We start from the raw sequence: 12064 nt of genomic DNA, 5'->3' as shown, positions 1-12064 counted from the left end.
CAAAAGGAACGCCACACCATGTCGCTCTCCGCCTTGCTCGCCTTTGCGCTGATCCTGTCCGTCGGTGTCGCGACGCCCGGCCCGACGGTGTTGCTCGCGATGAGCAACGGTTCGCGCTACGGGCTGCGTCACGCGATGGTCGGTATGCTCGGCGCGGTCACCGCCGACGTCGTGCTCGTTGCGCTGGTCGGGTTCGGCCTCGGCGTGCTGCTCGACGCGTCGGAAACGGCGTTCGTGACGCTGAAGCTGCTCGGCGCGGCGTGGCTCGCGTATGTCGGCATCCGGATGCTGATATCGAGCGGCGGGGCCGCGGCTGCGCAGCCGTGCGTGCCTGCGACGCCCGATCGCCGGAGCGCGTTTCTGAAGAGCTTTTTCGTCGCGATGAGCAACCCGAAGTACTACCTGTTCATGTCGGCGCTGCTGCCGCAGTTCGTCGACCGGTCGCACGCGATCGCGCCGCAGTACGCGATTCTCGCGGCGACGATCGTCGCGATCGACGCGATCGGCATGACCGGTTACGCGCTGCTGGGCGTGCATTCGGTCCGCGTATGGAAGGCGGCCGGGGAAAAGTGGCTGAACCGCGTCAGCGGATCGCTGCTGCTGATGCTCGCGGGGTACGTTGCGCTGTATCGGAAGGCTGCGCATTGACACGGTGATGGAGCGGGGAAGCAGTATGCCTAGGGCAGCGCGGTGATGAAGCCGGTCGACCGCTTCGCGCTCGCAACGCACGACGGGCCGTATGAAGCGTGGCCGGCGCGCACCGATGTGCTCGTGGATGGCGTGCGTTCCGGTCTCGCCGTTTCCGGTTACGTGCTGCTGCGCCAGTTCGAGACGCCGGCCGCGTTTCTGCTTGTCACCGACTACGACTGCTCGTTCGAGGAAGCGGTCACGTTTACGCTCGTGTCGAAGGGGCCGCTGAAGGTGCTCGCGCAGCGCACGGTCGGTGCGATGTATGCGTCGTGCCATCTGGACGAGATGACGTGGGCCGACGACCGGCATTTCAGCACGACTTTTGTCGGTATCGACGGACGATGGGATTTCACGATTCGTGACTTATCGGTGCCGTTCGTCCGGTCTCGGCTCGGCATGCATCGCGTGCGGGATCGCTGACGCGCGACCGACGAGCACGCGCATTTCATGCCAGAGGGGCCCGCGCCACATCTGCAAAAATCGTCTATTTCATTTCTCTTTCACTTTGATCGGGCGTGTAAGTTTTGATGCGCGCCGATCGTGCGTGCCCTACGCACATGGCGGCAGGAATGGCGACGTCCGCGCCTCGCGCGCGTTCACGACATTACAAAATGAATGGAAATTGAAAGAAATCCTTCCCTTGACGCCATGCATCGTCGCCCTTTATTGTCCGGTCTGCCGCCCGTGAGAGAGCACCGACGGCACCGCGCAAGCGCGCCTCGCGCGCACGACAACACGTAGCAAAAAGCAGAAAAGGAAACGTGGTAGCCACATGAAGCCGCTATTCGACGACAACAAATCCGATGCGGTCAGCGATCGTCCTTCCACGCCGTCTTTGTCGCCCATCGCCGCCCCGGCCGCCGTCGCCAACGTCGCCGTGCCGGCCGCGCAGCCGACGGAACACGCGCGCCTGATCACCGTCGACGAGATCGACCAGCTCGGCGCGACACAGGGCACGCGGATCGCCGCCTTCTCCCAGCAGATCCTCGCGAGCGTCCGCGCGTCGGACGCCGACCAGTTCGGCGACAAGCTCAACGAGTTGATCGCGACCGCTAAAGGGCTCGACCCGCGCGGCGCCGACAAGGGCGGGCTGCTCACGCAGGTCACGCGGCTGTTCCGCTCGACCAAGGAGAAGCTGCTGTCGCAGTACGAATCGGTGAGCAAGCGGATGGACACGCTCGTCGTCGAGCTCGAAAACCATGCGCAGCGCCAGAAGGCAGGCATCGACGAGCTCGAGCGGATGTACAACGACAACTACGCGCTGCACCAGGAACTCGCGCAGTCGAAGGCGCACGGCGAAACGGCGCTTGCGGCGCTGCGCGCGCATCTGGCGGCCGGCCAGCAGCCGGCGGACGATGCGTTCGCCGCACAGCGCCTGCTCGACGTGAAGCGCAAGATCGACGCGCTCGAAAGCAAGCTCGACGATCTCGACCGCGCGATGCTGATGTCGAAGCAGCTCGCGCCGCAGATCCGGATGGAGCAGGACCAGAAACGCACGCTGACGTCGAAGTTCATGACGATCAAGACCGTGCTGATCCCCGCGTGGACCAACGCGTTCGCGCTCTACCTCGAACAGCTCGGCACGAAGCGCGCGGCGGCGCTCGCGAACGCGACGTACGACGCGGCCGACGAGGCGATCCGCGCGCAGGCCGACCTGAATCGCCAGAACGCGCAGGAAGTCGCGAAGCTCGGCCAGCGTCCGGTGATCTCGACCGACACGTTCGAATACGCGCAGCAGCAGCTGTTCGGCGCGTTCGACGACATCACGCAGATCATCGCCGACGGACGCCGCCAGCGCGAGCAGGACGCGCCGCGCCTGCGCCAGCTCGAACAGGACCTGATCACCCGATTCGCTCCGAAGCACAACTAAGAGAACTGAGAGAACACCGCATGATTACGCTTGAGAAACGCGCGGCGAAGGTCGCGATCGTCCTCGAAAAACGTCAGATCCTGAAGCCGCCGGTCGTGCGCGTCGGCGCGGCGCTCGACATCTCGGGTTCCGCGAAGCCGCTGTACCAGTCGGGCGTGATCCAGGAGACGCACGACCGCATTCTCGGCATTGCACTGAAGTTCGACGACAACGGCGAGGTCGACACGTGGACCTTCACCGAAGGCTACGACCGCCTGCCGACCGCGACGCCGGACAACTACGGCTCGTACATTTCCGATCACGTGCTCAATGCACGGATCGAAAAGTGGGGCGGCACGCAGTACGCACCGGTGATGAACGACATCGTCGATTTCTTCTTCCGTGCGCCGGAGCCGAAGCGCGAGGAAAAGCGCGGCTTTCTCAGCCGGCTGTTCGGCGGTGCGGACGACACGCTCGCGCCGGCCGCTGCGGCGCCCGCGAACGGCCATCTGCCCGCATGGGTGCTGTTCGTCACCGACGGCCAGAACCCGAAGAACGACCGTAAGCGCGTGCGTCAGCTGCTGGCCGAATCGCAGCACTTCCCGCTGTACTGGTCGCTCGTCGGCGTCGGCGATCCGAGCGAATTCGACTTTCTCGCGGAAGTGGCGGACGAAATGCCGAACGTCGGCTTCCTGCATCTCGAATCGCTCGATCTCAGCGACGAACAGATCTACGAACACCTGATCACGCAGGAATTCTGCGACTGGGTGCGCGCGAAGTAAGCGCGTCCCGCCTGCCCATTTTTCTGAACTCGATTACTCCATCATGTTGAAAGACTTCAAGATCCCGTTGTCGCTCACCGCGCTCGCGCTGATCGCGGCCTATCTCCTCGGCGGCGTGAAGGACATGCTGATCGTCGCGGTCCTGTGCGTGCTCGAAATTTCGCTGTCGCTCGACAACGCGGTCGTCAACGCATCGGTGCTCAAGAACTGGTCGGAGAAGTGGCGCAACCGCTTCATGGTGTTCGGCCTGCCGGTCGCGGTGTTCGGCATGCGGCTCGTGTTCCCGCTGCTGATCGTCGCGGTGATCGGCCACATCGGCCTGTGGGACGCGCTGACGCTCGCGGTCGAATCGCCGGACAAGTACGCGGCAGTGCTGACGTCCGCGCATCACGAGGTGTCGGCGTTCGGCGGCGCGTTCCTGCTGATGGTGTTCTTCAAGTTCATGCTCGACACCGAGAAGGACGAGCACTGGATCGGCTTCCTCGAAGGCCCGATGCGCCATCTCGGCCGCATCACCGCGCTGGAAGTGGCGCTGACGCTCGCGATCGTGATCGTCGCGTCGTTCTACGTGCCGGCAACCGAGCAGGTGAACTTCCTGCTCGCGGGCGCGTTCGGCGTGATCGGCTTCGTGATCGCGCACGGCGTGGGCGACCTGGTCGGCGGCGAGGACACGGGCACGCGCGTGGTGCGAGAAGGCGTCGCGGGCTTCATGTATCTGGAAGTGCTCGATTCGTCGTTCAGCTTCGACGGCGTGATCGGCGCATTCGCGCTGTCGAACAACATCTTCCTGATCGCACTCGGCCTGGGCGTCGGTGCGGCCTACATCCGGGAAATGACGCTCGTGCTGCTGAAGAAAGGCACGCTCGCGCAGTACCGCTATCTCGAACACGGTGCGTTCTGGGCGATCGGCGCGCTCGCGACCATCATGTTCCTCGGCGTGAAGCTCGAGGTGCCCGAGGTCGTCACGGGCCTGGTCGGCGCGGCGATGATCGCCGCGGCCGTGTGGTCGTCGATCGTCGTGCAGCGCAAGGAAGACCGCGCGGCGGTGGCGGGCAAGTAAGCGCGTCGCGCGGCACGAAAACCATCCACGAAGGGGCCGCCGCGCGCGGCCCGGCATCGCCGCCGGCGCAACGGCGGTTCCAGCAGAAGAGGTTCAGATGATCAATTTGTCGAAAGGCGGTCGCGTCAACCTGTCGAAGGAAGCGCCCGGCACGCAGAAATTCCGCATCGGTCTCGGTTGGGACGCGAACGCGACGGACACGGGTACGGATTTCGATCTCGACGTGTCGGTGTTCCTGTGCAAGTACGACGCGCAGAGCAATCCGAAACTGATCTCGGATCAGCATTTCGTGTTCTACAACAGCGAAGTGCGGACGATGGAGCGCAAGGAAACCTTCATTCAGCCGGGCGACGATTTCCCGAAGCGGGGGATGCCTTCGTCGAAGTGCCTGGGCGTCGTGCATAGCGGCGACAACCGCACGGGCAGTGGCGACGGCGACGACGAAGTGATCTTCATCGACATCACGAAGCTCGCGGCCGACGTCGAGGAAATCTCGGTGGTCGTGACGATCGACCAGGCCGAAGCGCGCCGCCAGAATTTCGGGCAGGTTCGCAACAGCTACATCCAGATCGCCGACGAGGTGTCGGGCGCGGTGATCGCGAAGTACGCGCTCGAGGAGGACTTCTCGATGGAGACGTCGGTGCAGGTCGGCAGCTTCTATCGTCGCGACGGCCACTTCATGTTCAAGGCGGTCGGCGCGGGCTACAACCGCGGCCTCGGCGATTTCGTCCGCGCGTACGGCGGCGCGGTCTGACGGGCGGCAGCCCGGCGCGCGAAACACCGCCGCGCCGGGCAGGAAGCAGCGATGACGAATCCGTCCGACGAGCCGAAACGGCTCGAGTTCGATACGACGCCCGAGCGCACGCCCGGGCGTCTTGCGTTCGACGCGCCGGCCGCGCCCGGTGCGCCGGTCGCGCGTGCGCCGGCGCGGCCCGCCCCGCAGGCGCTCGATTTCGGGCCGGCGCCCGCCCCCGATCAAGCCGTGCGCGCGGCGCCCGCCGACGCCATCGGCCGTGCGCTGTTCGGCGAATCGAACCATCCGCAGCTCGAAGCGTGCTTCCGCGCCGCCCAGGCCAGCTTTCCGAATCTCTATCCGGACTACGCGCCGCGCATCGAGCGGCATATCCGGCAACTGGTGCCGCTGAAGCTCGCGACGGTCGCGACGATCGGCGACGGCGCGCTGGAGACGGCCGGCAACCTCGTCGAAGCCGTCGCGGCGACGACGCGCGAATTCAACGAACTCGGCGCGGCCGACATGATGGCCGGAATGCTCGCGCAGGCGACGCGCAAGGCCGGCATGTTCGAACGCTGGTTCGGGGCGGCGTCCGGCCATGTCGACTATCGCGCGGCGCTCGGTGCGCTCAAGCAGTCGCTCGGCTTTTTCCCGCGTCGTACCGAGGAACTGGCCGCGAAGGTCCGCCATGCGGAGGAAAACCTCGTGGTCGTGCTCGCGGCGCTGAACGCGGTGTCGGACGTCGTGCGGGCGCCGGACGATGCGGGCGTCGAGCGTACGCTGTTCGACCGCCGCAACATCGTCGGGCAGGCCGTCCAGCAGATCCGGATGCAGCCGGCGCAACTGCGCGGGCTGGACGAGCGCGTGACCGACCTGCTGTCGCGCGCCGATCACCTGATGAACGTCGTGCTGCCGGCGGCGCTTGCCGCGCGGCCGTCGCGCTGAGCGAACGACTCGACCGCATGCGCTTCGCCGCGCGCGGTCTCGTGTCGGGCGATACGGTTTCGCGTGGGGGCCGCGAGTCTGCTATCTTCCCGGGCATCTCATCGCTTTCCCGCCGATTCTTCATGACCGACCGCATCGTCGCCGCCTTCGATTTCGACGGCACCATCACGACTACCGACAGCTTTCGCCATTTCGTCCGCCAGACGGTCGGCACGCCGCGTTTCGCGTGGGCCGGGCTGCGCGCGCTACCGTGGATCGTCGCGATGAAGGCCGGGCTGCTGTCGCGCGGCGACGCGAAGGCGAAGTTCGCGTCGTTCGCGTTCGGGCCGATCCGCGAAGACGCGCTCGATGCGCAGGCGCGCACGTTCGTCGACAGTTATCTGCCGAGGCTCGTGCGTCCGGAAATGCTCGAGCGCGTTCGCGAACATCGCGCGCGCGGGCACGAAGTCGTGCTGGTCAGCGCGTCGCCGTCGCTGTATCTGGAGAAGTGGGCCAAGACGGCCGGCTTCGACGCGGTGCTCGCGACGCGGCTCGCGTTCGAGCGCGGCATCTTCGCCGGCCGGCTCGACGGCGAGAACTGCTGGGGGCCGCAGAAGGTCGTGCGGCTGCGCGGGTGGTGGGGCAACCGGCCGCCGAAGCAATTGTTCGCGTACGGCGACAGCCGCGGCGACAAGGAGATGGCCGAGCTCGCGAACTGGTCGTGGATCCGCGGCCAGGGACCGATGCCGCCGATCGGCGATTGAGGCCGCGCTGATGTCGCGCGCCGCCGGCGTTACGCGTCGGCCTGCGCGCTGTGCGTGCCGCGAGACGGGCGATAGCCGCCCCAGCGATTCGCGCGCGCGAACGTGCCGACGTCGTTGAAGCGCACGCCGACTTCGCGTAATGCCGCATGCGCGGTGCGCGCGGTCAGTTGCCGGATGTAGAACGGATCGCGCACCACGAAGTGATGGATCGCGTGCGTGCTGCCGAAATTGAAGCAGAACAGCTGGAACGGCAGCATCCACCACGGGTTCAGCACCTGCGTCTGCTGGATCACGTTGCGCGAATCGATGTCGCCGAAATAATGCATGTTCGAGCTGACGAAGTTGATGCAGAAGCTGCGTACGAAGTTCGGCCCGAGCCACACCACCGCCAGGAAATCGACGACGCTCATCGCCCGCTCGACGCCGGCGGGCACCGTCACCGCGACGCCGAACGCATGCAGCGCGAACAGGCCGGCGTGATAGACGATGAACGCGTGCCACAGCGCGTAGTACAGGTGACCGACCGGCATGTACGACGACACCTGCTCGACGCGCAGCTGCAGGCGCTCGGACGGATCCCGCACCGGCTGCGCGGCCACGTACTGCTTCACCTTGCGGCGCATCGCGGCCGGCCGCAGCACGACGGCGAGCATGCCGTCCGCGATCATCAGCAGCCGCTTCACGCCCCAGCGCTCGCCGTTGGTGATGCCGAATTCCTCGAGATCCGATTCGCCGCCCGACACCTTGTGGTGATGCAGATGCATGCGCCGGCGCGTCCACGGATTGATCGTGCCCGGCCGCGTGAGCCAGCACAGCGCCATCATCAGGTGATACGCCCACGGCGTTTTCTTGAAGTACATCAGGTGGATCAGGTCGTGCTCGAGCTCGTGAATCAGCGACGTGACGAACGCGGCGAGCGGCAGCGCGACGTACCATGCGAGCGCGCCGCGCGCATACAGCCACGCGATCGCGAGCATCGCGCTCACCGACACGGCCATCACGGTCGCGCCGACGAGGTTCTGGTTGTCGAGCAGCGGAAAGCGTGCGCGGATCGCGTCGCTCGCGGCGTTGACTTCGCGACGGACGTACGCGACCTTGTCTGCGTCGTGGCGAAAGGCGGTTCGTGCGGGTTGGCTCATCGAGCGGAATCCGTGCGGAAAGGGTGGGGCGCAATGCCGATGCGACAAGCATAGGCGCGAGCGGGAGCGCGGGCGAGGGCCGTCGGTGCCAATGATGGTGTCATTTCGGGCCAGCGACGCTACAATCCGCCGAAACCGCTCCGGAGTTCGCCGCATGGCCTCGTCCGTTCCGGATGCCGCGCGCCAACTGAACAAGGCGACGGTGTCGTCCGCGTATGCGCTGTTCATGCTGATGCTGGCCGAGGAGCGCGGCATCGACGGCGGCCGCATTCTCGCCGGCTCGGGCGTCGGGCGCGACCGGCTCGCGCAGCCCGATGCGCGCATCACGCCGCTGCAGCAGGCGGCGATCGTGTTCAACCTGCTCGACGCGACCGACGACCCGTCGATCGCGATCGAGATCGGCCTGCGCAGCAGCCTGACGAAAGCGGGGCTGATCGGCTTCGGGCTGATGAGCTGCGCGACGCTCGGCGAGGCGATCGCGCTCGGCATCCGTTACCTGCCGACGCGCGTGCCGTTTTTCTCGGTGCGGCTCGCGCAGCTCGACAGCATCGTCGACATCGACGTGCTCGAAGCGTTTCCGCTCGGCCGGCTGCGCCAGTTCGCGGTGGAAAATTTTCTGGTCGAGACCGCGATCCTGTTCAATTCGCTGCTGGATCCGACGGCGGGCCGTACGCTGCAGTCGCGTGCCGAACTCCATTTCGAATGGCCCGAGCCGCCGTGGTTCGAGCGCTATCGCGCGCGGCTGCCGCGCTGCCATTTCGATGCGAGCGCGAACCGCATCCGCTGCGACGCCGCGCTGCTCGACGAGCCGATCGGCACCGCGAACGCGCAGACCGCGCAGATGATCGTCCAGCAGTGCGAGGCCGAACTCGCGCGGCTCGGCTATGCGGAGAGCATCGTCGAGCGCGTGCGCAACCTGTTGATCTGCGGCGAACGCGGCTATCCGTCGGTCGACGACGTCGCGCGCGAACTGCATGTATCGGCGCGCACGCTCAAGCGCAAGCTCGCCGAATACGGCGCGACCTATTCGGCGCTGCTCGACGAAATCCGGCTGCGCGATGCGCTCCGGTTGCTCGAAGGCACGCGGCTGCCGGTCGACGAGATCGCGGCGCGCGTCGGCTATACCGACCGTGCCAATTTCACGCGCGCGTTCAAGCGCTGGACGGGCGTTGCGCCGAGCGAGCGGCGCTGAACGTCGCACCCGCATCGGGGTGTCGGTTCCCGCGCAGGCGCCGAATCTTTTTCAGACCGTCAGACGATCGCGATCCAGTTCGCGCCGCGTCCGCCCGGCACGCGCGCGTGCAGCGACAGCGTGCCATCGTCCGGCGCGATCGCATACACGGCCACGTGTTCCGACTGTTCGCCGCAGGCGACGAGCCAGCGTCCCGACGGATCGATCGCGAACCCGCGCGGCTGGGTCTCGGTGGGTGTCGCGTGGGTGGGCTCGAACGTGCCGTCTTCGTTGCGGCGATAGCCGAGCAACCGGCTCGACGTGCGCTCGCTGACGTACGCGAAGCGCTCGTCGGGCGTCAGGTGCAGATCGGCGGCCCACACGGACGGTTCGGGAGCGGGCGGGCGCGCATGGCCTTGCGCGAGTTCGGCGACGGCCGGATGGCGCGCGCTCACGTGCGGGTCGCCGAGCCGGCCGGTGTCGGCGTCGCGCGCGAAGGTCGCGAGCGTTCCCCGGAATTCGCTGACGACGACCAGCGTGCGGCCGTCATCCGCGAACCGCAGGTGACGCGGGCCGAAGCCGGCCGGCACGCGCGTTTCGCCGTGTTCGACCGCGCGCACGCCGGCGGCGTCCTCGACGAGCGCAAAGCCGAACACCCGATCCGAGCCCAGCGAACTGACGTACGCGAAGCGGTTGTCCGGCGATACGATCACCGCATGCGCGTTCGCGATGCCGCCCGCGACTTGCAGCGGCGTGCCGTCGCCGTCGCGCACGCGCGCCGCGTCGTAGAGGCTCAGCGAACTGCCGCCGTACGACGCGCCGAGCAGCCAGCGGCCGCTGCGGTCGAGCGACAGGTACGCATGGCTCGCGTCGATCGCGGTCGCGCCGATGCGCACGAGCGCGCCCGTGGCGGCGACGCGGAACGCGACGATCGTCGGCTGCACGCCGCGCGTCGCGACGTAGAGCCGCGCGCGGTCGGCCTGCACGGCGATCGGCATCGCGGCGTCGGCGGCCGGATAACGGGCGAGCGGCGCGAGCGTGCCGTCGCCGGCGAGGGAGAACGTGGCGAGGTCGCCGTCGACGGCATTCGAGACGACGACGGTCAGGCGGTCAGTGTTCGGCATGGCGGAGCATCGAAGCGTGCGTGAAGGATTCGTCGGCCGGCCGGCCGCGCGGCGGATCGCTGCGCCGGTGCGTGCGCGCGAACAGCGCGGCGACCGCGGCGACGAGCGAAGCGATCGCGAGCGCATACAGCCCGCCCGTGATCGAACCCGTATGTTGCTTCAGATAGCCGAAGGCCGTCGGCGCGACGAAGCCGCCGAGGTTGCCGACCGAGTTGATCAGCGCGATCACGGCCGCGGCCACGCGCGTGTCGAGATAGCCCTGCGGGATCGGCCAGAACAGCGACGCCGCGGCCTTGAAACCGAGCGCGGCGAAGCAGATCGACGCGAACGACCACACCGGATTCGGCGACGTCGATGCGAACAGTCCGCACGCGGCAAGCACGAGCGCGAACGCGAGCCAGCGCTGCGGATGCTTCCACTTCGACGACAGCACCGCGAAGCCGTACATCGCACCGATCGCGATCATCCACGGAATCGTGTTGTACAGGCCGACCTGGAAATCGGTGAGGCCGCCCATCTTGCGGATGATGGTCGGCAGCCAGAACGTGGCCGCGTAGATCGTCAGCTGGATCGAGAAGTACAGGAAGCAGAACAGCATGATCTGCGGATCGCGCAGCAGCGTGGTCGCGCGCACCGGCACGTTCGAGCGGACGTCGCGCGTCGCGCGCTCGTCGTCGAGCGCGTTCTGGAGCGCCGTGCGTTCTTCCGGCGTGAGCCACGTCGCGTCGCGGATATGCGATTTCAGCAGCAGCCAGCTCGCGCCGCACAGCGCGACCGAGAACAGCCCTTCGATCAGGAACATCCACTGCCAGCCTGCGAGGCCGAAGCCGCGGATCGACAGCAGTGCGCCGGTGACGGGCCCGGACAGCACCGACGCGAACGCGGAGCCGCCGAGGAAGATCGCCATCGCCTTGCCGCGTTCCTGCGGCGGCAGCCATTGCGACAGGTACAGCACGACGCCGGGGAAGAAGCCGGCCTCGGCGGCGCCGAGCAGGAAGCGCAGCGCATAAAACGATGTGTCGTTCCACACGAACGCCATCGCGGCCGCGACGATGCCCCACGTCGCCATGATCCGCGCGAGCCAGATGCGCGCGCCGTAGCGCTGCATCAGCAGGTTCGACGGCACTTCGAACAGCGCGTAGCCGACGAAGAACAACCCGGCGCCGAGCCCGTACGCGGCCGCGCCGATGCCGATCGACGCTTCGAGATGGCGATCGACGAAGCCGACGTTCACGCGGTCGATGTAGTTCGCGATGAACATGATCAGCACGAGCGGCAGCACGTGCCACTTCACTTTCGAGACGGCGGACGCGAGCGGGTCGCGGCCGGGCAGGGCGGACGAGGGCGGGTTCAACGGTGTCTCCGGTCGGGCGGCCGCGGACGGGGCGGTAGCCCGCGTCGCGTCTGGGTGGCAGTTTATGTAGTACGTCGTCGTATGACATGGTACGCCGGTGCGTTGGCGATGACGCCGCGGGTTTACCCGGAAATTTTCTTGGTTTTGGAGAAATCAGGCGATGAAAAGCGGAAGTTTTCACATCTGATGACGTATGACATAAAACGACATTGCGTCGACCGTCAGGTGCGGCGCGGGCCCGCCTCGGCGTGAAAGCTCGGGATCGAGGCGATGCATTCGTGCCCGGTACGTTGAGGGAGCCGGGCGAGAGAACCGACCTCGACGGCGCACTGCCCGATATCCGCGTGTTTCGCACGACGGCGCTCAAGCGGGAAGTCGTGCTGCGCATAAAGCGGCAACAGCGCGCTCGTGGCGAACGACATGCAGGCGACCCGCAAGCCGTTTGCAGGGCAGCGCCGCTACGCTGTATCGAAG

Annotated in this window: 13 protein-coding genes; 9 read left to right on the top strand and 4 right to left on the bottom strand. The window is 66.9% G+C overall.

Going from position 1 to position 12064, the window contains the following annotated elements; translation table 11 throughout:
- The first annotated feature begins 18 nt into the window (after nt 1–18).
- The 8 genes from JYG37_RS13365 to JYG37_RS13330 all read left to right on the top strand — a co-directional run bounded on the left by JYG37_RS13365 (nt 19) and on the right by JYG37_RS13330 (nt 6802).
- Nucleotides 19–648 (top strand): LysE family translocator, encoded by a 630-nt coding sequence (locus JYG37_RS13365; protein WP_050018005.1) that lies wholly within the window; start codon nt 19–21, stop codon nt 646–648.
- A gap of 45 nt (nt 649–693) precedes the next feature.
- A complete protein-coding gene (locus JYG37_RS13360; RefSeq protein WP_050018004.1) occupies nt 694–1110 on the top strand; it encodes a hypothetical protein in 417 nt (138 codons plus the stop codon).
- A gap of 352 nt (nt 1111–1462) precedes the next feature.
- Nucleotides 1463–2560, top strand: coding sequence for a toxic anion resistance protein (locus JYG37_RS13355; protein ID WP_050018003.1), 1098 nt, complete (start codon nt 1463–1465; stop codon nt 2558–2560).
- Between the two features lie 20 nt (nt 2561–2580).
- The gene (locus JYG37_RS13350; protein ID WP_050018002.1) at nt 2581–3321 is read left to right on the top strand and encodes a VWA domain-containing protein; all 741 of its coding nucleotides are present in this window, start codon (nt 2581–2583) and stop codon (nt 3319–3321) included.
- Between the two features lie 43 nt (nt 3322–3364).
- Nucleotides 3365–4381, top strand: a complete 1017-nt coding sequence (locus tag JYG37_RS13345; RefSeq protein ID WP_050018001.1) for a DUF475 domain-containing protein — start codon at nt 3365–3367, stop codon at nt 4379–4381.
- Between the two features lie 97 nt (nt 4382–4478).
- A complete protein-coding gene (locus tag JYG37_RS13340; RefSeq protein WP_050018000.1) occupies nt 4479–5135 on the top strand; it encodes a TerD family protein in 657 nt (218 codons plus the stop codon).
- Nucleotides 5136–5186: 51 nt separating this feature from the next.
- Nucleotides 5187–6059, top strand: coding sequence for a hypothetical protein (locus JYG37_RS13335; protein ID WP_213345497.1), 873 nt, complete (start codon nt 5187–5189; stop codon nt 6057–6059).
- 122 nt (nt 6060–6181) lie between these two features.
- The gene (locus JYG37_RS13330) at nt 6182–6802 is read left to right on the top strand and encodes an HAD family hydrolase (RefSeq protein WP_213345496.1); all 621 of its coding nucleotides are present in this window, start codon (nt 6182–6184) and stop codon (nt 6800–6802) included.
- Between the two features lie 29 nt (nt 6803–6831).
- On the opposite strand, the gene JYG37_RS13325 is transcribed toward JYG37_RS13330, so the two are convergent.
- Nucleotides 6832–7941: a fatty acid desaturase gene (locus tag JYG37_RS13325; RefSeq protein ID WP_213345495.1), complete on the bottom strand. Its 1110-nt coding sequence runs from the start codon at nt 7939–7941 to the stop codon at nt 6832–6834.
- A gap of 154 nt (nt 7942–8095) precedes the next feature.
- On the opposite strand from JYG37_RS13325, the gene JYG37_RS13320 reads away from it, so the two are divergent.
- The gene (locus JYG37_RS13320) at nt 8096–9133 is read left to right on the top strand and encodes an AraC family transcriptional regulator (protein ID WP_213345493.1); all 1038 of its coding nucleotides are present in this window, start codon (nt 8096–8098) and stop codon (nt 9131–9133) included.
- Nucleotides 9134–9192: 59 nt separating this feature from the next.
- Here JYG37_RS13320 and JYG37_RS13315 read toward each other — a convergent pair whose 3' ends face one another.
- The 3 genes from JYG37_RS13315 to JYG37_RS13305 form a co-directional block, all read right to left on the bottom strand.
- Nucleotides 9193–10236 carry a lactonase family protein gene (locus JYG37_RS13315; RefSeq protein ID WP_213345491.1) on the bottom strand — a complete coding sequence of 348 codons (1044 nt, stop codon included), beginning with the start codon at nt 10234–10236 and terminating at the stop codon, nt 9193–9195.
- Nucleotides 10223–11590, bottom strand: coding sequence for an MFS transporter (locus tag JYG37_RS13310; protein ID WP_050017996.1), 1368 nt, complete (start codon nt 11588–11590; stop codon nt 10223–10225). The genes JYG37_RS13315 and JYG37_RS13310 overlap by 14 nt, the downstream gene beginning before the upstream one ends.
- A 221-nt stretch (nt 11591–11811) precedes the next feature.
- A complete protein-coding gene (locus JYG37_RS13305; RefSeq protein ID WP_213345490.1) occupies nt 11812–12012 on the bottom strand; it encodes a hypothetical protein in 201 nt (66 codons plus the stop codon).
- Between the last annotated feature and the right edge of the window lie 52 nt (nt 12013–12064).

Source organism: Burkholderia sp. LAS2 (assembly GCF_018417615.1).
In the GTDB taxonomy this organism is placed as follows: domain Bacteria; phylum Pseudomonadota; class Gammaproteobacteria; order Burkholderiales; family Burkholderiaceae; genus Burkholderia; species Burkholderia sola.
Note: the sequence above shows the minus strand (reverse complement) of the source record. Positions and strands in the feature narration are given on the sequence as shown.

Bases quoted from the DNA above. Each gene is read 5' to 3' on its own strand.
- JYG37_RS13365 (WP_050018005.1), top strand. From the start codon at position 19: ATGTCGCTCTCCGCCTTGCTCGCCTTTGCGCTGATCCTGTCCGTCGGT.
- JYG37_RS13360 (WP_050018004.1), top strand. From the start codon at position 694: ATGAAGCCGGTCGACCGCTTCGCGCTCGCAACGCACGACGGGCCGTAT.
- JYG37_RS13355 (WP_050018003.1), top strand. From the start codon at position 1,463: ATGAAGCCGCTATTCGACGACAACAAATCCGATGCGGTCAGCGATCGT.
- JYG37_RS13350 (WP_050018002.1), top strand. From the start codon at position 2,581: ATGATTACGCTTGAGAAACGCGCGGCGAAGGTCGCGATCGTCCTCGAA.
- JYG37_RS13345 (WP_050018001.1), top strand. From the start codon at position 3,365: ATGTTGAAAGACTTCAAGATCCCGTTGTCGCTCACCGCGCTCGCGCTG.
- JYG37_RS13340 (WP_050018000.1), top strand. From the start codon at position 4,479: ATGATCAATTTGTCGAAAGGCGGTCGCGTCAACCTGTCGAAGGAAGCG.
- JYG37_RS13335 (WP_213345497.1), top strand. From the start codon at position 5,187: ATGACGAATCCGTCCGACGAGCCGAAACGGCTCGAGTTCGATACGACG.
- JYG37_RS13330 (WP_213345496.1), top strand. From the start codon at position 6,182: ATGACCGACCGCATCGTCGCCGCCTTCGATTTCGACGGCACCATCACG.
- JYG37_RS13325 (WP_213345495.1), bottom strand. From the start codon at position 7,941: ATGAGCCAACCCGCACGAACCGCCTTTCGCCACGACGCAGACAAGGTC.
- JYG37_RS13320 (WP_213345493.1), top strand. From the start codon at position 8,096: ATGGCCTCGTCCGTTCCGGATGCCGCGCGCCAACTGAACAAGGCGACG.
- JYG37_RS13315 (WP_213345491.1), bottom strand. From the start codon at position 10,236: ATGCCGAACACTGACCGCCTGACCGTCGTCGTCTCGAATGCCGTCGAC.
- JYG37_RS13305 (WP_213345490.1), bottom strand. From the start codon at position 12,012: ATGTCGTTCGCCACGAGCGCGCTGTTGCCGCTTTATGCGCAGCACGAC.